At 64.0% G+C, this 19,719-nt stretch carries 23 protein-coding genes and 1 pseudogene; 17 read left to right on the forward strand and 7 right to left on the reverse strand.

What is annotated here, in order from left to right; translation table 11 throughout:
- Both Q0D45_RS02910 and Q0D45_RS02915 read right to left on the reverse strand, forming a co-directional pair.
- On the reverse strand, nt 1-212 hold a 212-nt coding region (locus tag Q0D45_RS02910), incomplete at its 3' end, for a hypothetical protein (protein WP_293388258.1).
- A 277-nt stretch (nt 213-489) separates the two neighbouring features.
- Nucleotides 490-969, reverse strand: a complete 480-nt coding sequence (locus tag Q0D45_RS02915) for a c-type cytochrome (RefSeq protein WP_293388261.1) — start codon at nt 967-969, stop codon at nt 490-492.
- A gap of 301 nt (nt 970-1,270) precedes the next feature.
- Between Q0D45_RS02915 and Q0D45_RS02920 the strand changes: the two genes are divergently transcribed.
- The 13 genes from Q0D45_RS02920 (at nt 1,271) to ptsP (ending at nt 11,357) form a co-directional block, all read left to right on the forward strand.
- A complete protein-coding gene (locus Q0D45_RS02920) occupies nt 1,271-2,272 on the forward strand; it encodes a KpsF/GutQ family sugar-phosphate isomerase (RefSeq protein ID WP_293388264.1) in 1,002 nt (333 codons plus the stop codon).
- The gene (locus tag Q0D45_RS02925) at nt 2,272-2,787 is read left to right on the forward strand and encodes an HAD hydrolase family protein (RefSeq protein ID WP_293388267.1); all 516 of its coding nucleotides are present in this window, start codon (nt 2,272-2,274) and stop codon (nt 2,785-2,787) included. The genes Q0D45_RS02920 and Q0D45_RS02925 overlap by 1 nt, the downstream gene beginning before the upstream one ends.
- Complete coding sequence (gene lptC / locus Q0D45_RS02930; RefSeq protein ID WP_293388271.1) at nt 2,784-3,341, forward strand: LPS export ABC transporter periplasmic protein LptC; 558 nt, start codon at nt 2,784-2,786, stop codon at nt 3,339-3,341. The genes Q0D45_RS02925 and lptC overlap by 4 nt, the downstream gene beginning before the upstream one ends.
- A complete protein-coding gene (lptA, locus tag Q0D45_RS02935) occupies nt 3,325-3,963 on the forward strand; it encodes a lipopolysaccharide transport periplasmic protein LptA (RefSeq protein ID WP_293388274.1) in 639 nt (212 codons plus the stop codon). Before lptC ends, lptA begins: the two co-directional genes overlap by 17 nt.
- Complete coding sequence (gene lptB, locus Q0D45_RS02940) at nt 3,960-4,715, forward strand: LPS export ABC transporter ATP-binding protein (RefSeq protein WP_293388277.1); 756 nt, start codon at nt 3,960-3,962, stop codon at nt 4,713-4,715. Before lptA ends, lptB begins: the two co-directional genes overlap by 4 nt.
- A 129-nt stretch (nt 4,716-4,844) precedes the next feature.
- Entirely contained in the window at nt 4,845-6,326 is a 1,482-nt protein-coding gene (locus Q0D45_RS02945) for an RNA polymerase factor sigma-54 (RefSeq protein WP_293388279.1), read from the forward strand.
- A 126-nt stretch (nt 6,327-6,452) separates the two neighbouring features.
- Nucleotides 6,453-6,776 carry a ribosome-associated translation inhibitor RaiA gene (gene raiA, locus Q0D45_RS02950; RefSeq protein ID WP_022976272.1) on the forward strand — a complete coding sequence of 108 codons (324 nt, stop codon included), beginning with the start codon at nt 6,453-6,455 and terminating at the stop codon, nt 6,774-6,776.
- Nucleotides 6,777-6,889: 113 nt separating this feature from the next.
- Nucleotides 6,890-7,336, forward strand: coding sequence for a PTS sugar transporter subunit IIA (locus Q0D45_RS02955; protein WP_028475278.1), 447 nt, complete (start codon nt 6,890-6,892; stop codon nt 7,334-7,336).
- Nucleotides 7,337-7,360: 24 nt separating this feature from the next.
- On the forward strand, nt 7,361-7,915 hold the full coding sequence (locus Q0D45_RS02960) for a hypothetical protein (protein ID WP_293388286.1): 555 nt from the start codon (nt 7,361-7,363) through the stop codon (nt 7,913-7,915).
- Nucleotides 7,916-7,924: 9 nt separating this feature from the next.
- Nucleotides 7,925-8,785, forward strand: coding sequence for an RNase adapter RapZ (gene rapZ, locus Q0D45_RS02965; RefSeq protein ID WP_293388288.1), 861 nt, complete (start codon nt 7,925-7,927; stop codon nt 8,783-8,785).
- Between the two features lies 1 nt (nt 8,786).
- Nucleotides 8,787-9,218 (forward strand): PTS fructose transporter subunit IIA, encoded by a 432-nt coding sequence (locus Q0D45_RS02970; RefSeq protein ID WP_293388290.1) that lies wholly within the window; start codon nt 8,787-8,789, stop codon nt 9,216-9,218.
- Nucleotides 9,215-9,493 (forward strand): HPr family phosphocarrier protein, encoded by a 279-nt coding sequence (locus Q0D45_RS02975; protein ID WP_293388292.1) that lies wholly within the window; start codon nt 9,215-9,217, stop codon nt 9,491-9,493. The genes Q0D45_RS02970 and Q0D45_RS02975 overlap by 4 nt, the downstream gene beginning before the upstream one ends.
- A gap of 118 nt (nt 9,494-9,611) precedes the next feature.
- Nucleotides 9,612-11,357, forward strand: a complete 1,746-nt coding sequence (ptsP, locus tag Q0D45_RS02980) for a phosphoenolpyruvate--protein phosphotransferase (protein WP_293388295.1) — start codon at nt 9,612-9,614, stop codon at nt 11,355-11,357.
- Between the two features lie 210 nt (nt 11,358-11,567).
- On the opposite strand, the gene Q0D45_RS02985 is transcribed toward ptsP, so the two are convergent.
- On the reverse strand, nt 11,568-12,080 hold the full coding sequence (locus Q0D45_RS02985) for a hypothetical protein (RefSeq protein ID WP_293388298.1): 513 nt from the start codon (nt 12,078-12,080) through the stop codon (nt 11,568-11,570).
- Nucleotides 12,081-12,364: 284 nt separating this feature from the next.
- On the opposite strand from Q0D45_RS02985, the gene Q0D45_RS02990 reads away from it, so the two are divergent.
- Entirely contained in the window at nt 12,365-13,363 is a 999-nt protein-coding gene (locus Q0D45_RS02990) for a LysR family transcriptional regulator (RefSeq protein WP_293388301.1), read from the forward strand.
- A gap of 112 nt (nt 13,364-13,475) precedes the next feature.
- On the opposite strand, the gene minE is transcribed toward Q0D45_RS02990, so the two are convergent.
- The 3 genes from minE to minC all read right to left on the reverse strand — a co-directional run bounded on the left by minE (nt 13,476) and on the right by minC (nt 15,333).
- Nucleotides 13,476-13,739, reverse strand: a complete 264-nt coding sequence (gene minE, locus Q0D45_RS02995; protein ID WP_293388304.1) for a cell division topological specificity factor MinE — start codon at nt 13,737-13,739, stop codon at nt 13,476-13,478.
- A 2-nt stretch (nt 13,740-13,741) separates the two neighbouring features.
- Nucleotides 13,742-14,551 carry a septum site-determining protein MinD gene (gene minD / locus Q0D45_RS03000; RefSeq protein WP_293388307.1) on the reverse strand — a complete coding sequence of 270 codons (810 nt, stop codon included), beginning with the start codon at nt 14,549-14,551 and terminating at the stop codon, nt 13,742-13,744.
- 89 nt (nt 14,552-14,640) lie between these two features.
- A complete protein-coding gene (gene minC, locus Q0D45_RS03005; protein WP_293388310.1) occupies nt 14,641-15,333 on the reverse strand; it encodes a septum site-determining protein MinC in 693 nt (230 codons plus the stop codon).
- 167 nt (nt 15,334-15,500) lie between these two features.
- Between minC and Q0D45_RS03010 the strand changes: the two genes are divergently transcribed.
- Nucleotides 15,501-17,024 carry a circularly permuted type 2 ATP-grasp protein gene (locus Q0D45_RS03010; protein ID WP_293388313.1) on the forward strand — a complete coding sequence of 508 codons (1,524 nt, stop codon included), beginning with the start codon at nt 15,501-15,503 and terminating at the stop codon, nt 17,022-17,024.
- On the forward strand, nt 17,024-17,968 hold the full coding sequence (locus tag Q0D45_RS03015; protein ID WP_293388316.1) for an alpha-E domain-containing protein: 945 nt from the start codon (nt 17,024-17,026) through the stop codon (nt 17,966-17,968). The genes Q0D45_RS03010 and Q0D45_RS03015 overlap by 1 nt, the downstream gene beginning before the upstream one ends.
- Before the next feature lie 293 nt (nt 17,969-18,261).
- Here Q0D45_RS03015 and Q0D45_RS03020 read toward each other — a convergent pair.
- Nucleotides 18,262-18,984: pseudogene (locus Q0D45_RS03020) on the reverse strand (peptidase); the annotation flags it as partial.
- Between the two features lie 170 nt (nt 18,985-19,154).
- Between Q0D45_RS03020 and Q0D45_RS03025 the strand changes: the two are divergent.
- Nucleotides 19,155-19,719, forward strand: a 565-nt coding sequence (locus Q0D45_RS03025; RefSeq protein WP_293388322.1) for an alpha/beta fold hydrolase, incomplete at its 3' end; no start/stop codon positions are given.

A 19,719-nucleotide genomic window follows, 5' to 3' on the forward strand; every position in this document is an offset into this window, starting at 1 on the left:
TCGATGGTGATGCTGTCGGTGTTGCCGTCGTAGGCGCGGTACGCCGCCGTCTTGCCGTCGTTGAGGTTGGTCGAGTACGAAGCACTCGTGTAGCCCGTCACAGCAATGCCGGAACCTTCCAGCAGGGAACCGAGGGTGGGGCCGTCTGCGAATGCCATGCCTGGCAGGCAGGCCAGACCCGCAACGGACAGCAACTTGGTGTACTTGCTCATGACTCTCCTTCGAGTGGGTTTTTCGCTGAAATTGGCCAGCGCGACGAAAAAGCATGGACCATGCCACTCTCGACAAGGTCATGCTTTCGTTGACTTTTATCGATTCTCCAGCGAAAACCCGGGCACTGCGCATGCTGTGGCAGGCCGCAGCACCGTCAAGCGGAAGATCGACTGCACCAAAATCGAGCGGACTTCACACGAAACGGATAGGCATAAAAAAAGCGGCACCGGATCGCTCCGATGCCGCTTCTTCAGCGGCGACGACTAAAAGAAAGCCTCAGGCGCCGGAAAGCTTCAGCAGGTGTTCGACCGCAGCCTTGATCTCGTCGTCGGTGAGATCGGCATTACCGCCGCGCGCCGGCATTGAATTCTTGCCCTTGATCGCCGAAGCGGTCAGACCATCGACACCACCGGCAGCGCCCTTGCGCGCGGCCCAAGCAGCCTTGTCGTCCGACTTCGGCGCGCCCAGCAAACCGCCGCTGTGGCAAGCGCTGCAGACCGTCGTATAGACCTGCTCACCGCTGTAGGGCTCGCGCTTCACGGCAGCCTTGGCCTTGACCAGCAGCGCCGGGTCGGTGATCACGGTGCCGACCGGCGCCGTGCGGGCGGCGATCTTCTTCACTTCCGACTCATCAGCTGTGTCGTGCTTCGGGGTCATGATCGCAGCCAGCGCGATGATGCCGATCGTGATTCCGAACAGCAGCGCCAGAACACCGGCGAACGAAATCATGAACTTCTTGTCCTGGTCTTTGCTCACAACGGTCTCCGGGGCCGGCAGATGGAAAAGGCTTGCAACAGATGAATGAAGCAGGCGATGCACCAACAAAAGAATGCATGACCCATAACAGTGCGAAACACCGAAACTCGCAACAAAACAGGGCGCGAGCACTGGCGACGACGCGGAACTTTGCTGGCAGCCGTGCTGCGCAGCGCGCAATTATAGAGAGAAGCCTGCCACTTGCGTGACGGAATCAGAGTCCGCTTCCTCATCAAGTTCAGGTGCGCGCGATGTCCAGAACGCGAACCGCATCGGGACGCTCGGGTACGATACGTCCCTCATGGCTGACTCAGCACTCATCATTCCCGTGGTCGACAGCACCGCCCTGCAGGAAACCGCGCGTCGCGTACTCGGCATCGAGCGCGATGCGCTGGCTGCGCTGCTGCCGCGTATCGACGATGGCTTTGCCCGCGCCTGCCAGTTGCTGATTGCCTGTCGCGGCCGGGTGATCGTCACCGGCATGGGCAAGAGCGGCCACATCGGCGGCAAGATCGCCGCCACCCTGGCGTCGACCGGCACACCGGCTTTCTTCGTCCACCCCGGTGAAGCCAGCCACGGCGATCTCGGCATGATCACCCGCGATGATGCGGTGATCGCGATCAGCAATTCCGGCGAAACCGCCGAAGTGCTGACCATCCTGCCGCTGATCAAGCGCATGGGGATTCCGCTGGTGTCGATGACCGGGCGTCCGGGCTCGACTCTGGCGAAATCGGCCGACGTCCATCTCGACGTTTCGGTCGCCCAGGAAGCCTGCCCGCTCAACCTCGCGCCGACGGCCAGCACCACGGCCACCCTGGCGATGGGCGACGCGCTGGCCGTGGCGCTGCTCGAAGCCCGCGGCTTCACGCCGGAAGATTTCGCGCTGAGCCATCCGGGCGGCACGCTTGGCCGCCGCCTGCTGCTCAAGGTCGGCGACCTGATGGCGACTGGCGATCGCATTCCGCAGGTGCCCGCCGACGCGAGCCTGTCGACCGCCCTGCTGGAGATGACCCGCAAGGGCCTCGGCATGACCGCTGTGATCGACAGCGACGGCGAGGCACTCGGTCTGTTCACCGACGGCGATCTGCGCCGCGTGCTGGACGCCAATCTCGACGTTCGCAGCGCCCGGATCACCGAGGTGATGACCCGCGGCGGGAAATCGATCCGCTCGTCGCAACTGGCGGCCGAGGCCGTGCATCTGATGGAAAAGCACCGCATCACCGTGTTGATGGTGCTCGACGACAACCGGCATCTCGAAGGCGTGCTGCACATGCATGATCTGTTGCGCGCGGGCGTGGTCTGATGCAAACCCTGACCGAGCGGGCTCGCAACATCCGTTGCGCGGTGTTCGACGTCGACGGCGTGATGACCGACTGCAAGCTGTATCTGGCACCGGATGGCAGCGAGCTGAAAGCCGTCCATGTCCGTGACGGCCTTGGCCTGAAATTGCTGATGCAGGCCGGCATCGAAGTCGCGGTGATTTCCGGCCGGCCGTCGGCAGCGATGCAGGCGCGCTTCGAATACCTCGGCATCCAGCATGTCTGGCTCAATGTCGAGCAGAAGATTCCGGCCTGGGAAGCGCTGCTCGCCAAGCTCGGCCTTCGTGACGATCAACTGATGATGATGGGCGACGACACGCCGGATCTGCCGCTGATGCAGCGCGCCGGCCTGGCAATGACCGTTGCCGACGCCCATCCGAAAGTGCTCGCCGTTGCTCACTGGGCCAGCCGCCTGACTGGCGGCAATGGCGCCGTCCGCGATGCCGCCGATCTGATCCTGAACGCCCAAGCTACCGCTGCAAGCGGAGCGCCGGCATGACCCGGGTTGCTGTTGCCGCCATCGCGGTTGCCGCACTCGCCGGCCTGCTCTACACACTGAATCGGATCGACGACGTCGCCGTGGTCAGCGCGGAAGCCGATAACCGGCTGCCGCGCTATACGCTGACCGCCGCGGAACTGACCCGCTACGACGCAGACGGCCAGCCATCGCTGAAAGCGACCGCCGCCAACCTCGAATACTTCGACGACGAATCGGCACAGGCGACGACCCTGGTGGTGGACGTGCTGTCCGGCACCAAGACGCCGTGGCACATCACCTCGCCTACCGGCAGCCTCGCGCCGGCCAGCCGGGTGATGACCCTGTCCGGTGAGGTGATCGCCAACGGTCAATGGCCGGACAATGGCGAGGCGGTGGTCGTGCGCTCGCCAACCATGAAGATCGATCCGGACGCTCATCTGCTGAGCTCCGACGTCGACGTGAACGCCGACAGCCGCACGCGCAAGGGCACGGCGACCGGCATGACTGCCAATTGGGCACAGCAGGACCTGCACCTGCTCAACAACGTGAAGATGCGCTATGAAGTCAATCGCTGAACTGGCCCCGCTCCCGATCTGGCCCTGCGCCTGCTGCTTGCTCGCCGCGCTGCTGCTGGCCGGCAACGCTCAGGCTGCGCCGTCGGCGCCGAAAGGACCCTCGGTCGACAAGGCCGAACTGGTCAAGCTGCCGAAAGGCTCGGACCTGAAGCCGACCGGCCCGGTCACGCTGACATCGGACAAGGCCGAACTGGTGCAGGGCAATTCGGCGGTCTACACCGGCAATGTCGTGCTGACCTCGGACACCTTGAAGCTCGAAGGCGATCGCGTGGAGCTGAAGCAGTATCCGGGTGGCCAGTACGAAGCCAAAATCACCGGCGGTCCGGCGCGGATGAACCACGCTGGCAACGGCACCGAAAATCCGGCCGTCGCCGCTCGTGCGAAGACGCTGAACTACGACTCGCGCAGCGGCGTGCTCGATCTGCTGTCCGATGCCTACGTGCTGCGCGGCACCGACGAAATCACCGGCGACACCATCAAGTACGACGTCAGGGAACGCCGCATCCAGGCTTCGGGCGGCGATGGCGGCCAAGTCAAGATCATCATCCAGCCGGCGTCCAACGACCCTGCTCCGGCGCCGGCGCCGGCACTGGCGACACCCGCCGACGGGGGCCCGAAGTGAGCGCCGCAGCGAGCAGCGAGCAGCCGCGTTCGGTGCTGCAGGCACGCGATCTGGTCAAGCGCTACAAGAAGCGCACTGTGGTCGACGGCGTATCACTAAACGTGCGCGCCGGCGAGATCGTCGGTCTGCTCGGCCCGAACGGCGCCGGCAAGACCACCTCGTTCTACATGGTCGTCGGCCTGGTGCCAGCCGATGCCGGCACCATCGAACTCGATGGCCGCGACATCACCAAACTGCCGATGCATGCACGCGCCAAGGCCGGCATCGGCTACCTGCCGCAGGAAGCCTCGGTGTTCCGCAAGCTGTCGGTTGCCGACAACGTGATGGCGATCCTCGAACTGCGCGAGGACCTCGACAAGGCGGCTCGCCTGCAAGAACTGGAACGGCTGCTCGAAGAACTGCACATCAGCCATGTCCGCGAAGGCTTGGGCATGTCGCTGTCCGGTGGTGAGCGGCGGCGCGCCGAAATCGCCCGCGCACTGGCGGCGAATCCGCGCTTCGTGCTGCTTGATGAGCCATTCGCGGGCGTTGATCCGATCGCCGTGATCGACATCCAGGGCATCGTCCGTCATCTGTCCGAGCGCGGCATCGGCGTGCTGATCACCGATCACAACGTGCGCGAAACGCTGGGCATCTGCACGCGTGGCTACATCCTGGCTGGCGGCAAGGTCATTGCCGAAGGCACGCCAGATCAGCTGATGGAAAACGAGACGGTGCGGAAGGTCTATCTAGGCGAGCAGTTCCGCCTCTGAGGGCGGCTGGGCGCGGGCGAAAAGCCCGAAATCAGCGCTTGTTGGGCTGATTTACTTTTCGACTATAGCCCATCGCAATGAATTCTGAGCAAGTAGAATGCCAACACTGGAATTCTTGAAAAAAACCGCATGAAGCAGTCGCTGTCGCTCCGCACCGGTCTGGCCCTGACCATGACGCCTGCCCTGCAGCAGGCGATCCGCCTGTTGCAGTTGTCCAGCCTCGATCTGCAACTGGAGATTCGCCAGGCGCTGGAATCGAACGTGATGCTGGAGGCCGATGGCGATGACCTCGAAATGCAAACCACCGAAGAAGCGATGGCCGAGGCCGACAGCGATGCCGCCGTCGCCGAAGCCGGTTCGGCTGCTGAAACGGTGATCGAACTCGGTGGCGAAAACGTCATCCCCGAAGAGATGCCGGTCGACGCCGACTGGGGCGACATCTACGACAGCGCCGGTTCCGCCGGCAGCGGCAGTGGCGAGGACGACGACGGCCTGCACGATTTCATGCAGGCCAATCTGCACGGCTCGCAGTCACTGCGCGACCATCTGACCTGGCAGGCAAGCATTGCTCCGTTCGATGAAGTCGACGCCGAAGTCGCGCTGCACATCATCGATGCGATCAACGACGACGGTTACCTCGAAGACTGGGATGGCGTCCGCGATCGTCTGGTCGGCGGCCAGAACATCCCGCTGGAGCGCGTTGAAAAGATCCTGCGCTCGGTGCAGGACTTCGATCCATCCGGCGTCGCCGCTCGCGATCTGCCGGAATGTCTGCGCCTGCAACTGCAGCAGTACCCGGCGAAGACGCCGGGCCTGAGCGCCGCATTCAGAATCCTCGAAGCGCCGATGGCGCTGCTCGCGCGCCACGACGAGACCGCGCTGATCAAGGCCACCGGCCTGGGCCTGGAAGCGCTGCGCGAAGGTCTGGCCCTGGTGCAGACGCTGCAGCCGCACCCAGGCCGCCCGTATCAAGCGCATGAAAGCGACTACATCGCTCCCGATGTCTTCGTCGGCAAGAAGAACGGCCGCTGGCGGGTCTCACTGAACCCGGAGCACACGCCGAAGCTGCGAATCAATCAGCTCTATCAAGGCATGGTCAAGCGCGCCGATACCTCGCGCGATCAATTGACCATGAAGCAGCACCTGCAGGAAGCGCGCTATTTCATCAATTCGCTGGAAGCGCGGAACGAAACCCTGCTCAAGGTTGCCCAATGCATAGTCGAGGAACAGAGGGCCTTCCTCGACTACGGCGAAGAAGCCATGCGGCCACTGGTGCTGCGGGATGTCGCCGAACAGTTGGGAATTCACGAGTCAACGGTATCGCGCGCGACAGCAAACAAGTACATGCTGACGCCCAGAGGCCTTTACGAACTGAAGTATTTCTTCTCCAGTCACGTCCAGACCACGGAAGGAGGTACCTGCTCTGCCACAGCCATCCAGGCCATGATCAAGCGACTCATCGCTGCCGAAGATGCTACCAAGCCATTGTCCGATTCGACGCTCGCCGAGATGCTGCTGAAGGAAGGCATCCAGGTGGCCCGTCGCACGGTCGCAAAGTATCGCGAGGCGCTGCGCATCCCTCCGTCGCATGAGCGCAAGCCGATCGGCTGAGCCCCGATCGGAATCCTGATCGCGTTTCGTTTCATGGTCTGAAACCTGCAACGTGAATTGTCCGTACTGCCCGCCGCCGCATTCCGGTCGGCGCCCGGTACGGATTATCGAATAGGAGTTGCGTGTATGAACCTGAACATTTCCGGTCATCATCTCGATCTCACGCCGGCCCTGCGCACTTACGTCACCGACAAGCTGAAGCGCGTCGAGCGCCATTTCGATCACCTGATCGACGCCGCCGTGATCCTCTCGGTCGACAACAAACTGCAGCACAAGGCCGAAGCGACGCTTCATGCTCGAGGGACCAATCTGCATGCCGAGTCGATCAATGGCGACATGTACGCAGCGATCGACAGCCTGATCGACAAGCTCGATCAGCAGACCCGGAAATTCAAGGACAAGCTGCGCGACCACCACGCTCGCGAAGTCCAGAAACACACCATCAACTAGCTTTCTTGCCGGGCAGGTCAGCGCTGCGTAGCGCGGCGCTACACTACCCGGGCCTTGGAGAAGCCCCGCTTTTCGAAGCGGGGCTTTTTTCGTTCACGACATCCGGAAATCTCATGAAACTTGCTGAAATTCTCAATCCGGGCCGGGTCGCCGTCGGTGTCGCAGTGACCAGCAAGAAGCGCGCGCTGGAAGAGATCGCCCGTCTGCTGGCACTGGGCGCGCCCAGCGTCGCGCCGGCAGACATCCTCGCCAGCCTCGCCGGCCGCGAGAAGCTCGGCTCCACCGGCCTCGGCCACGGCGTGGCGATTCCGCATGGCCGCATGGCCGGCGTGTCGACCAGCGTCGGCGCCTTCGTGCGCCTCAAGCACCCGATCGATTACGACACCCATGACGGCCAGCCGGTCGATCTGGTGTTCGGCCTGCTGGTGCCGCAGAACGCCACCGGCGAACACTTGCAGCACCTCGCAGCGATCGCCGAAAAGTTTTCCGTGGACGACTTCTGCGCCCAGGTGCATGCCGCGAAGGACGATGCCGCGGTCTACGCGCTGCTGAGCGCCTGATCCCGCGATATACGCGCCCTCCCCATGAGCAGCGCCCATTCACCGCTGACCGTGCACGGCGTGTTCGTGGCGGTCGATGGCCTCGGGGTCTGGCTGAAGGGCGCGAGTGGCGCCGGCAAGAGCGAGCTCGGGCTGGAACTGGTCTCCCGCGGTCATCGCCTGATTGCCGATGACGCGATCGACCTGCACCTGGAAGATGAGCGGAGCGGCCCCCGGCTGATCGGCCGCTGTCCGCCACTGCTGGAAAGCTTCATCGAAGTACGCGGCCTCGGCATCCTCAATCTGCGCCGCCTGTACGGCGACGAGGCCCTGATCGCGGAAGCGACGCTCGATCTGGTGATCGATCTCGATGCCACCGGCGAGGCCTCGCCCGAGGAGCGCCTGTTCGGGCGCCGCACGCAGACCACCGTGCACGAAATCGCGGTCGCGACCGTCGCCCTGCCGAGACGGGTCGGCCACAATCTGGCGGTGCTGGTCGAAGCCGCCTGCCGCGATCACCGGCTGCGTCTGGCCGGTTACGACGCCTGCGCCGATCTGGTCGCGCGGCAGGCGCAGCGCATCGTCACCGAACCTCTCTGAGCCGAACGCATGCGCCTCGTCATCGTCAGTGGACTCTCCGGTGCCGGCAAGACCGTGGCCCTCAAGCAGTACGAGGATCGCGGTTATTACTGCATCGACAACATCCCGCTCGACTTGGTGCAGCCGCTGCTGACCCACGCGGTCGACAATCCCGGGCCGCGCTATCGCAAGCTGGCGCTGGGCATCGATGCCCGCTGCGATCCACTGGAAATCGAACGCTTCCCGGCCGTGCTGGATTCGCTACGCGGCCAGGCGATCGACGTTCACGTGTTGTTTCTGACTGCCGACGACAGCGTCATCCTGCGCCGCTACAACGAGACCCGGCGCCGGCATCCGCTGTCGAACCCGGAGGTGTCGCTGCTCGATGCGATCCGGCTCGAACGCCGGCTGCTGAAGCCGATCGCCGATCTCGCCGACGTGCCGCTCGACACCACCCATCTCAATCTCTACGAACTGCGGGCCGCGGTTGGCGCGCGGCTGCCGGAACCCGGCACGCACGGGCTGTCCTTGCTGTTCCTGTCATTCGGCTTCAAGAACGGCGGCCCGGAAGGTGCGGACTTCGTCTTCGATGCCCGGGTGCTGCCGAATCCGCACTGGGTACCGGACCTGCGCGCGCTGACCGGCCGCGATGCGCCGGTGGTCGATTACTTCAAGAGCCAGAGCCTGGTCAGCCAGTTTCTCGACGACACCCGCGCCTATCTGGAGCGCTGGCTGCCGGCCTTCGAGGCCCAGGATCGCCCCTATGTCACGGTGGCGATCGGCTGCACCGGCGGCCAGCATCGCTCGGTCTATCTGGCCGAGCGCCTGGGTCAGGCCTTCGAGGGCCGCTTCGAACAGGTAGTGGTCAAACATCGGGAGCTGAATGCATGAGATGCCCACCATGACGGTCGGCGTGTTGCTGGTCACCCACGGCAAGCTCGGCCATCACCTGCTGGAAACGATGCAGGACATGATCGGCCCGCCGCCACTGTCGGTCGACGTGCTCGAAGTGCGCCGCGTGCAGGCCACCGATGTGCTGCTGCTGCAGGGCCGGCGGATGATAGAGCGCCTGGATTCCGGCGCCGGCGTGCTGCTGCTGACCGACGCTTATGGCTCCACACCCAGCAACATCGCCAGCCGGCTGTCCGAAGCACCGAATACCGAACTGGTAGCCGGCATCAACCTGCCGATGCTGGTGAAGATCTTCAATTACCCGCAGCTCGACCTCGCCGCAATGTGCCGCGCCGCGGTCGAAGGCGGCCAGCGCGGGGTCGCGATCTGCACGCCGCCGTCGCCCGTCCCGAAACTGGAACCGAAGTCATGAGCATCAGCGCCGAAAGGACCGTATCGATCGTCAACCGTCTGGGCCTGCACGCGCGCGCGGCGGCCAAGCTGGTGACGCTGGCGGCGAAGTACCAGTCCGAGATCAAGGTCGCCAAGGGAGACAAGACGGTCAGCGGCAAAAGCATCATGGGCGTGATGATGCTGGCGGCCGCACAGGGCAGCCAGATCACGCTGACCGCAGTCGGCGACGACGCCGTCGAGGCGCTCGAAGCACTGGTGGCGCTGATCGCCAACCGCTTCGAAGAAGAAGCGTGAGCACAGCAGTGGCTAGTGGTCAGTGGCTGGTGGCCAGTAAAAGCAGCACTGGGTTGCTGCCGTTCTTTGCGTTTGTCTTTCCCTGGCCATTGGCCATTGGCCACTGGACACTGCTTCCATGAGTCTCTGGCTCAACGGCATCGGCGTTTCGCGCGGCATCGCCATCGGCCGCGTCCAGAAGCTTTCGGGCGGCGATCTCGAAATCCCCGAGTACACGATCGCCGAGGCGGATCTCGAAGCCGAGGAGACGCGCTTCTGCGCCGCACAGGCGCGCGCCAAGGAGCAACTCGAACAGGTACGCGCACAGGTGCCGGCCGGCCTCGGTGGCGCCCAGAGCGAGATCGCCGCGTTCATCGACACCCATCTACTGATGATGGATGACCGCTCGCTGACCGAAGCCGTGGTGGCGACCATCCGCAGCAACCGCATCAATGCCGAAGCGGCGCTGAAGCGACAGCGCGACGTGCTGGTCGCGGTATTCGAGCAGATGGACGACGCCTATCTGCGCTCGCGCAAGGACGACGTCCAGCACGTGTCGGCGCGCATCCTGCGCATCCTGCTCAAGCAGGAGCGCAGCCTGCCGGTTGGCGGAACGGCCGAGGCTCCCGCCGAACCGAACATCATCGTTGCCGACGACATCACGCCGGCCGACATCATCCTGCTCGCTCAAGCCGGCGTCGCCGCGTTCATCACCGAGTACGGCGGCCCGCTGTCGCACACGGCGATCCTGGCGCGCTCGTATTCGATTCCGGCGATCGTCGGCCTGCACGGCGCGCGGCGCTTGTTCAAGGACGGCGAAGCGGTAATCGTCGATGGCGATCTCGGCCACGCGCTGGCCGATCCCGACGAGCAGGCACTGAGCTTCTTCCGGACCAAACGCGCCGGCCAGCTGGCGCGCCGCGCCTCGCTGTCCGGCCTGCGCGACAAGCCGGCGATCTCGCGTGACGGCATCAAGATTCGGCTGCTGGCCAATATCGAGCTCAGCGAGGACGCGACTCACGCGGCGGATCTCGGTGCCGAAGGCGTCGGCCTGTATCGCACCGAATTCCTGTACATGAACCGGCAAGGGCTGCCGACCGAGGACGAGCAATACGAGGCCTATGCCCGCGTCGTCGCCTCGGTGAAGGGGCCGATCACCATTCGCACGCTCGATCTCGGCGCCGACAAGCAGGTCGACTCCGGCTCGCGTTCGGGGCCGACGCCGAACAATCCGGCGCTGGGCCTGCGCGCCATTCGCCTGTGCCTGAAGGAGCCGGAGCTGTTCCGCACTCAGGTGCGGGCGCTGCTGCGGGCCTCGGCGCACGGCGACCTGCACATCATGCTGCCGATGATTTCGAGTGTGGCCGAGTACCGGCAGGCAAAGAGCTTCATCGATGCGACCCGCGAGCAGCTGGAACGCGAGGGTGCTGTCATGGCCAGGCACGTGCCGGTCGGCGCGATGATCGAAGTACCGGCCGCGGCGCTCGCAGCGCAGTGGCTGGCCAAGCAGTGCAGCTTCTTCTCGATCGGCACCAACGATCTGATCCAGTACACCCTGGCGATCGACCGAGTCGATGACGAGGTCAACTACCTGTACGACCCGCTGCATCCGGCCGTGCTGCGGCTGATCCGGATGACCATCGAAGCCGGTGATCGCGGCCGCATTCCGGTGGCGATGTGCGGCGAGATGGCCGGCGATCCGCGCTACACGCGGCTGCTGCTGGGCCTGGGCTTGACCGAATTCTCGATGCATCCCGCCAGCGTGCTCGAAGTGAAGCGGATCATCATCGAGTCCAACGTGCGTGCGCTGCGGGCACACGCGATGAACCTGCTCGAAACCGGCGATACCCAGGCACTGGCAGCGCTGATGTCCGACGCCGAATAGCGCCGGCCTGCGTAGAGCGCGCAAGTCGGACTAGCCGGTAGACTACTTCGGCCTATATTTGCTCCTGAGTGGTCCAGATTGGCACCTAGCAACACCAAAAAAAGCCCCCTGAAGCAGGGGGCAAGGTGCGAGAAAGGCGCGAGGCCTTTCTGGAGGAGTCGTTGTGCAAAGCTTGCAATACGGTCTGGTGCTGTCCCGACCTGAGATGCGCTAGGCAGCCCGTTGGTAGCGGATCGCCGGCGGTTCGGCCACCACCACCTGCGGTGTCGGCTGAAACACGACGCGGACGTTGTCGACGACGGTGGCGACCTCATTGATCGCGGCCTCGCTGAGGCCGGCGGTCTCCAAGCGCTGCCGTTCGCTGACCGCAGGCCCGGCGACAACCAAGGTCGACACGTAGTCGGCCAGTGCGGCGAGTAGCGGCGTTTTGCTGCTGGCAATGGCGAGGGGCTTCAGACCGACAATTCTCGGCAACGCGGCCTGGACCACGGCCTGCTCGGCAGGCGTGAGCTGAGAATCGCGGCCGAACAAGCCATCGCGACGGAACATCGCCGCAAGCTCATCACGGGGCATGCCGGTGACGCCGAGGATGTTGGAGCGCGCCGACTCGGCGATCCGGGTATCCGTGACCGTGTCGAACACGGCAAAGACCGCAGTTGACGCGAGCGCCAAGCCGCTGGCACTGAGAACAAGGGTTTCGACGAATGCTGTGAAGGAATCCATGAAGAGCCTCCGGGCCGTGATGTAGGCCAATTTATACGTGCTATGCTGCACTGCAACAACCTAGATTAATTCACCTGCTCGGTTAGAAAATCTTAACGATGGCGGTGGCTTATGCGGCGACGCATGGTCGTCGCCGATGCCATCCACAAGCTGCTGCGGCCTGTCGGGCAGCTTGGCATTGACGGTGCCGGGAGCTGGCACAACACCGGTCCGGTGTGGTCAGTTCCCACTACGCGATGCGCTTCCGCAGTAGCCGGTTCCGTCGATCAACGCTCGAATCAGCAATGACCAGTCCACGCCTTCCTCCGCTGAACGCCCTGCGTGCCTTCGAGGCGGTCGCGCGACACCAGAGCTTCCGGAAGGCGGCCGAGGAGCTGTTCGTGACGCCGGCAGCGGTCAGTCACCAGATCAAGCTGCTCGAGCAGCAGCTCGGCTTCGCGCTGTTCGAGCGACGCAACCGCGGCATCGAGCTCACCGATGTGGCGCTAACGGTGCTACCGCATTTCCAGCAGGGTTTCGAGATGCTTGGGCAAGCAGTCTCCGAGTTGCGGCGCTACGGACAGACCCCGCTGCTGACCATCGGCGGCACACCGACCTTTGTGTCGCGCTGGCTGATGCCGCGCCTGCAAGGATTTCTGCAGGCGCACGTGGAGATCGACGTCCGCGTCGTTGCCAGCGGCGAGCTGCTGGTCGGCGGTTCGTCGACGCATCCGACCAGGCACTCGGCGGGACACCTGCCGGACATCGATATCGATATCCGATTCAGCAGCGACAGGCCGTCGGGAGAGCTGGTCGACCTGCTGTTCGCGGTCGAAGTGGTGCCGATGTGCGATCCGCGGCTGATCGCCGGGCCTCCGCCGCTGCTAGTTCCATCGGACCTCAGTCATCAAACACTGCTGCATGGCGATGGCCGCAATGCCGACCGCTCTCGCTCGATATGGGCTCGCTGGTTGAGGATGGCCGGCATCACGGACATCGATCCTCGGCATGGGGTCAGGTTCGACCACTCTAGGCTCGCCCTTGAAGCCGCGACTGATGGCCTCGGCGTGGTCCTGGCGGCACCGCGGCTTGCCGCCGCAGAGCTGGCCGATCACAAGCTTGCCGTCGCCTTTCAGATTGCCATGCCCCTGGACATGGCCTACTACGCAGTCGTGTCGAGCACGGCGATGAAGCGAGCCGAAGTCGCCGCTTTCCGATCCTGGCTGATCGCGGAAGCATCGCGAGAAAACCCGGCAATGGTCTTGCCACCGTTCAAAGCGCTGCAATCGCAGGCGGCACTGTGAGACCGCGCAGGTCGAAATAGCCGAAAGGGCGTATTCCGACTCTGGCGAATTTCGGGTGGCGCCCAGTTTCTGGGCGGTGACGACAGCCGAGGGCCACGCCCACGATCAGGGATCAGCGCGGCGCGTCTTCCGGCAGCGTGATGTTCAGCTCCAGCACTTCGAGGCCATCCTCGCGCTGAACGTTGAAATGCACGGAATCGTCCGGCACCCGGATGTACTTGCGCACCACGGCGAGGATTTCCTCGCGCATCTGCGGCAGGTAGTTCGGGCCGTTCATGCGGCCTTCGCGCTGGTAGGCCACAGCGACCATCAGGCGATCTTTCGCCGTCTGGGCGCTGTTCTTCTTCTCGGTTCTGAAAATCTTCAGCCAATCCATGATCAGCCTCCGAACAGTTTGGCCATGAAGCCTTTCTTCTGCTCCGTCATGAAACGCATCGGTCGCTCTTCGCCGAGGAAGCGCGCCACCAGATCGGTATAGGCCTGACCGGCTTCGCTGAGCCCGTCCTTGATCACCGGCTCGCCGGAGTTCGAGCTGGTCAGCACGGTCGGCGATTCCGGGATGATGCCGAGCAGCGGAATGGCGAGGATTTCCTTGACGTCGTCGACGCTGAGCATCTCGCCCTTGGCGACTCGGGTCGGGTTGTAGCGAGTCAGCACCAGATGCTCCTTGACCCGCAGGTCGCCCTTCTCGGCGCGCCGCGACTTCGAGGCCAGGATGCCGAGCACGCGGTCGGAATCGCGCACGCTCGACACTTCCGGATTGGTGACCACCAGTGCTTCGTCGGCGTAGTACATCGCCAGGAAGGCGCCGCGTTCGATGCCCGCTGGCGAGTCGCAGATGATGTAGTCGAAGTCCTGGGCGAGTTCGGTCAGCACGCGCTCCACGCCTTCTTCGGTCAGCGCGTCCTTGTCGCGCGTCTGGCTGGCCGCGAGGATGTGCAGGTTCTCGACGTTCTTGTCGCGGATCAGCGCCTGCTTCAGCGTCGCTTCCTTGTTGATCACGTTGACGAAGTCGTAAACCACCCGACGTTCGCAACCCATGATCAGGTCGAGGTTGCGCAGGCCGACATCGAAATCGATGACGGCGGTCTTCTTGCCGCGCAGCGCAAGGCCGGTGGCGAACGAGGCGCTGGTGGTCGTCTTGCCGACGCCGCCCTTGCCCGAAGTGACTACGATGATCTTGGCCAACGGTACTCCCCGATATGTATGGCACCCGCTTTCCGGATGCCGCGTGAACGATGCGCTGGCGTGCGGCGCTAAGCCGTCGACGCCAAAGCCTAAATTTTGTGTGCCTCGACCTTCAAGCGCCCGTCGACCAGCCAGGCCTGCGCCGGCTCGTTGACCGGCCCCGCCTTGATCTGCTCGGCCACCGCATAGATGCCGGCGATCGCGATCAACTCGGCGTCGAGCTTGCGGCAGAACACTCGGGCGGACTCGTCACCCTTCACACCCGCCAGCGCACGGCCGGCCAGCTTGCCGTAGACGTGGATGCAGCCGTCGGCGATCACTTCCGCACCCGGGCTGACGGTATTCAGCACGATCAGATCGCAGCCTTCGGCGTAAATCTGCTGACCGGAACGCACCGGCTCGTCGACCACCCGCGCCGGCCGCCGTCCAGCAGCGACGGGCAGGGGCGCGGCAACCGGAGCTGGTGCCGGTGCGGCCGCGCTCTTGCCGCTGTCCCTGGACACCACCGGCAGGCCGGCGGCGCGCGCGGCATCGGCCAGCGGACCTTCGGATACCGCGAGCGGCTGGATGCCGACTTCGCGCAGGGCGGCGAGCAGGGCATCGAGATCGGCGGCGATGTCGCTGTCGATCACCACGGCCATGCCTTTGACGGCCTGCGGCATCTGGCGAACCATTTCAGCGAGCTGTATCCGGATCGCGGCGCTATCGGCTACCAGCACCCGCACACGCGTGATCGGCAACATGCGGCCCTTCAGTTCGAGGGCAGGGCGGGAGCGAGTCATTAGTGAGGAGTTGTTACCTGTCAGGCCAACGCGAACCGAAGTAAGGTGCGTGGCCTATGTTTTGCTTGGACGTGCTGCTAGGTTAGAGACCAAACCCTGCAATATCAACGTTCCGGCCGCGGTAGCCGGGATCGTCCGCCGCCAACTTGTATAAAACTGGAATCAGAATGGCTTTCGATTGGCGAAATTACCGCTGCGATGCCGCCTACGACGAACTGTTTGCCGCCTCGGGAGCCCCGCGCCCCGCCGCCCGCAGCCTCGTCGAATACCTGCAGAGCCTGTCCCCGCGTGACCTCGCCGACCGGCGTCTGGCAGCGGATCTGGCGATCAAGGTCATGGGCATCACTTTCACGGTGTACTCGGAGGGCAAGAACGTTGATCGAGCCTGGCCCTTCGACATCATTCCCCGGGTGATCCCGAAGAAGGAATGGGAAACGACGGAGAAGGGGCTCAAGCAGCGCGTCGACGCGCTCAACCACTTCATCCAGGATGTCTACGGCAAGCAGCAGATCGTCAAGGACGGCATCTTCCCGGCCGAGATCCTCGCCGAGTCGGTGAACTTCCGGAAGCAATGTGTCGGCGTGAAGCCCAAGCACGGCATCTGGGCGCATATCTGCGGCTCGGATCTGGTCCGCGATGGCGACGGCACGCTCTACGTGCTCGAAGACAACCTCCGTGTGCCCTCCGGCGTCTCCTACATGCTGGAGAACCGCGGCGTCATCAAACGCATCTGGCCCGAGCTGTTCCAGACCACCAACATCCTGCCGGTCGACGATTACGCCGCCCAGCTCTACGACACCCTGGTGGCAATCAGCCCGCGGCCTGGCGACGCGCCGAACGTGGTGCTGCTGACGCCGGGCATCTACAACTCTGCCTACTTCGAACACGCCTACCTCGCGCAGCAGATGGGCGTGGAACTGGTCGAGGGTTCCGATCTCACCGTCGGCGATGACGACTGCGTCTACATGCGCACCATCGACGGCCCGAAGCGGGTCGACGTCATCTATCGCCGCATCGACGATCTGTTTCTCGATCCCGACGTCTTCAATCCGGACTCGATCCTCGGCGCCAAGGGCCTGATGCGGGCCTGGATCGCGGGCAAGGTCGGCCTCGCCAATGCGCCGGGCGCCGGTGTTGCCGACGACAAGGTCGTCTACGCCTATGTGCCGCAGATGATCAAGTACTACCTCGGCGAGGACGCGATCCTGCCGAACGTGCCGAGCTACCTCTGCTTCGACAAGAAGCAGCGCGACTACGTGATCGCCAATCTCGACAAGCTGGTGGTCAAGCCGGCCAATGAATCCGGCGGCTACGGCATGATGATCGGCCCGCGCGTAGGCAAGGAAGAACATGCCAAGTTCAAGGCGCTGATCGAAGGCAATCCGCGCAACTACATGGCCCAGCCCACCTTGAGCCTGTCGACCGCGCCGACCATCTGCGACGACGAGATCGAACCGCGTCACCTCGATCTCCGGCCGTTCATCCTGAGCCGCGGCGAAAGCACCTATGTGACCACCGGCGGCCTCACCCGCGTGGCACTGGTCAAGGGCTCGCTGATCGTCAATTCCTCGCAGGGTGGCGGCTCGAAAGACACCTGGATCGTCGATATCGACGACGACACGCCAGGCGTCGTGACCTCGCCTGCCGCTGCCGCACAGACTCAATCGCAATCGCAGGAGGGGACTCTCTGATGCTGTCCCGTGTTGCAGAAAATCTGTACTGGTTTGGCCGCTATGTGCAGCGTGCCGAGAACACCGCACGCCTGATCAACGTCAACGCCAACCTGATGCTCGACCTGCCGCGGCGCATGCCGCTGGGCTGGGCGCCGCTGATCGAGATCACCGGGGCCGAGGCGGCCTTCAAGGAGCTGTACGACGAAGCGACCGAGGAGAACGTGGTCCGCTTCCTGATGATCGATCCGCGCAATCCGGGCTCGATCGTCAGCTCGCTGAACAATGCCCGCGAGATTCTTCGCGTGTCGCGCGACACCATGCCGCGCGACACCTGGGAACGCCTGAACGACATCTACTTCTACGTTCAGGAGCGCGGCGAATCATCGATCCTGCGCACCGCCCGGCAGGCCTTCGTGCAGCAGGTGATCAGCGGCGCGCTGCTGGTCTACAGCGTGCTGACCACCAACATGAGCCGCGACGTCGGCTTCCAGTTCCTGCGCATCGGCACCAACATCGAACAGGCCGACATGACCACGCGCATCCTCGATGTGCGCACGCTGCGTCTGAACCAGAACGACGACAAGCTCGATCTGACCCCGTTCGAGAACATCGTCTGGATGAGCGTGCTGCGCTCGCTCACCGCTTACCAGATGTATCGCCGCCATCTGCGCACCCGCGTCAACGGCAACGGCGTGGTCCGCTTCCTGCTGCAGAACCGGGATTTCCCGCGCAGTGCGATGTTCTGTCTCGACAACATCGCCTCGACCCTGCCGCACCTGCCGAACAGCCGGAGCATCGAGCGTACGATCGACCGCACCCGTGGCCTGGTGCGCGATGCAAACATCGAGGGTCTGATGAAAACCGCGATGGGCGTACCGGATCTGATGGACGAAATCCAGATCGGCCTGAACGATCTGCACACCGCACTGGCGGACGCCTACTTCAGTCAGTCTGGCAGCTAGTCGTCCGACAGCGAAATGGGAAAAGGCCGGCCGCGATTGCGGCCGGCCTTTTCGTTTCAACCGCCGCTGTAGCCGTTGCCGTCGTCGTTGTCGGCCGGCAAATCGCGATCGCTGCCGCGATTCTGGGACTGGCTGCTGTTCTGGCCGGAGCCTGCAGGCGCCGATGACATCAGCCAGGCTCCGTTCGGGCCCTGCTGCGATGGCCAGGTCGGCGTCGACTGGTGCGCCTGCTGCGACATCGGCGCCTGTGCCGCCTGCTGATGCTGCATCGACAAGGCCAGCGATTGCTGCACTTCCCAGTCGAACTTCGGCAGCGAGCGCACCGCGTTCTCGAGCTGACGCGCCCAGGTTTCCTTGAGCGCGGCGTAGTACGGCGTGTCGTAGTCGAGCCGGAACGAATGGGTGATCGACAGGCGATCGCGTTCCATGATCGCGACATCGACTGGCGGACCGACCGAGATGTTCGAACGCATCGTCGAATCCAGCGACACCAGCGCGCAGCGCGCAGCGTCTTCAAGCTTGGCACCGGGCCGGACGAAGCGATCGAGGATCGGCTTGCCGTACTTGATCTCGCCGATCTGCAGGAACGGCATTTCCGGGCTCGCGGCGATGCAATTGCCGAGCGGATAGATCAGATAGATCGCGGGATCCTCTCCCATGATCTGGCCGCCGAGAATCAAGGTCGTTTCGACGTTGACATTCATGCCTGATTCCGCGCTCTGCTTCTGCGCGCGTACCGACAGCTGGCCGAGGTAGTCGGCAGCGTCGAACATGTGGCGCACGGTGCGCAGCGACACCTTGCAGCTCGGGTCGTTCATCTCGCGCCGGGCATAGGCGAGCACGTACTGCGTGGTCGCCAGATTGCCGGCAGAGAGAATCACGAACACGCGCTCCCCGGGTACTTCGAGCACATGCAGCTTGTTGTACGTGCGCACGTCATCGACGCCAGCAGCAGTACGGGTATCGGCGGCGAATACGAGGCCGTCGTTGACTTTGATCGCGACGCAGTAGGTCATGGCTGTGTGCGGGCCTGTTCTTGTGAATTGACGACGCATGCTCGGCCGCTGGCTGACGGAAGCATAACTTGTGCCGCGCTGACGCGACGGACAGGTCCGTCATCGCAGGGTTTGTCAGTGGCCGGATCGCATCCCAGCCCGCGCCACGCATCCGGCTGCGATAATCGCGCATGACCTCGCTGAACCTGACCAGCCGCTCCGAATTCCTGCGCGTCCGCGGCCTGCGCTATCACCTGCGACGCTGGGGCGATGCGCGCCTGCCGCTGCTGTTCCTCGGCCACGGCTTTCTCGATGTATCGGCCACCTTCGAGCCACTGGTCACGCCGCTGCTCGACCGCTGGCAGGTAATCGCTCCGGACTGGCGCGGCTTCGGCCACACCGAGTGGCCGCAGGAAGGCTATTGGTTTCACGATTACGTGGCCGATCTCGATGCCATCGTTAATCACTACTCGCCGGATGCGCCGCTGCGCCTGGCCGGCCACAGCATGGGTTCGCAGATCGTCAGCCTGTATGCGGGCCTGAGGCCGACGCGAGTCGAGAAGCTGGTGCTGCTCGACGGCATCACCCTGCCGGACATGCCGGCGGCATTGGCACCGAAACGCTTCCTGCACTGGCTGGACGAACTGCGCGAAACACCGCGCGAACGCAGCTATGCCTCGTTCGATGAGCTGGCCGGGCGTATCCGCCGCCAGCATCCGCAGTTATCGGACGCACACGCCGCGTTCGTGTCGCGTT

This window comes from Nevskia sp., assembly GCF_023266035.1.
In the GTDB taxonomy this organism is placed as follows: domain Bacteria; phylum Pseudomonadota; class Gammaproteobacteria; order Nevskiales; family Nevskiaceae; genus Nevskia.

Excerpts from the sequence above, each read along its gene's own strand:
- Q0D45_RS02920 (WP_293388264.1), top strand. The coding sequence starts at position 1,271 with ATGGCTGACTCAGCACTCATCATTCCCGTGGTCGACAGCACCGCCCTG.
- Q0D45_RS02925 (WP_293388267.1), top strand. The coding sequence starts at position 2,272 with ATGCAAACCCTGACCGAGCGGGCTCGCAACATCCGTTGCGCGGTGTTC.
- lptC (WP_293388271.1), top strand. The coding sequence starts at position 2,784 with ATGACCCGGGTTGCTGTTGCCGCCATCGCGGTTGCCGCACTCGCCGGC.
- lptA (WP_293388274.1), top strand. The coding sequence starts at position 3,325 with ATGAAGTCAATCGCTGAACTGGCCCCGCTCCCGATCTGGCCCTGCGCC.
- Q0D45_RS02945 (WP_293388279.1), top strand. The coding sequence starts at position 4,845 with ATGAAGCAGTCGCTGTCGCTCCGCACCGGTCTGGCCCTGACCATGACG.
- raiA (WP_022976272.1), top strand. The coding sequence starts at position 6,453 with ATGAACCTGAACATTTCCGGTCATCATCTCGATCTCACGCCGGCCCTG.
- Q0D45_RS02955 (WP_028475278.1), top strand. The coding sequence starts at position 6,890 with ATGAAACTTGCTGAAATTCTCAATCCGGGCCGGGTCGCCGTCGGTGTC.
- Q0D45_RS02960 (WP_293388286.1), top strand. The coding sequence starts at position 7,361 with ATGAGCAGCGCCCATTCACCGCTGACCGTGCACGGCGTGTTCGTGGCG.
- rapZ (WP_293388288.1), top strand. The coding sequence starts at position 7,925 with ATGCGCCTCGTCATCGTCAGTGGACTCTCCGGTGCCGGCAAGACCGTG.
- Q0D45_RS02970 (WP_293388290.1), top strand. The coding sequence starts at position 8,787 with ATGCCCACCATGACGGTCGGCGTGTTGCTGGTCACCCACGGCAAGCTC.
- Q0D45_RS02975 (WP_293388292.1), top strand. The coding sequence starts at position 9,215 with ATGAGCATCAGCGCCGAAAGGACCGTATCGATCGTCAACCGTCTGGGC.
- ptsP (WP_293388295.1), top strand. The coding sequence starts at position 9,612 with ATGAGTCTCTGGCTCAACGGCATCGGCGTTTCGCGCGGCATCGCCATC.
- Q0D45_RS02985 (WP_293388298.1), bottom strand. The coding sequence starts at position 12,080 with ATGGATTCCTTCACAGCATTCGTCGAAACCCTTGTTCTCAGTGCCAGC.
- Q0D45_RS02990 (WP_293388301.1), top strand. The coding sequence starts at position 12,365 with ATGACCAGTCCACGCCTTCCTCCGCTGAACGCCCTGCGTGCCTTCGAG.
- minE (WP_293388304.1), bottom strand. The coding sequence starts at position 13,739 with ATGGATTGGCTGAAGATTTTCAGAACCGAGAAGAAGAACAGCGCCCAG.
- minC (WP_293388310.1), bottom strand. The coding sequence starts at position 15,333 with ATGACTCGCTCCCGCCCTGCCCTCGAACTGAAGGGCCGCATGTTGCCG.
- Q0D45_RS03010 (WP_293388313.1), top strand. The coding sequence starts at position 15,501 with ATGGCTTTCGATTGGCGAAATTACCGCTGCGATGCCGCCTACGACGAA.
- Q0D45_RS03015 (WP_293388316.1), top strand. The coding sequence starts at position 17,024 with ATGCTGTCCCGTGTTGCAGAAAATCTGTACTGGTTTGGCCGCTATGTG.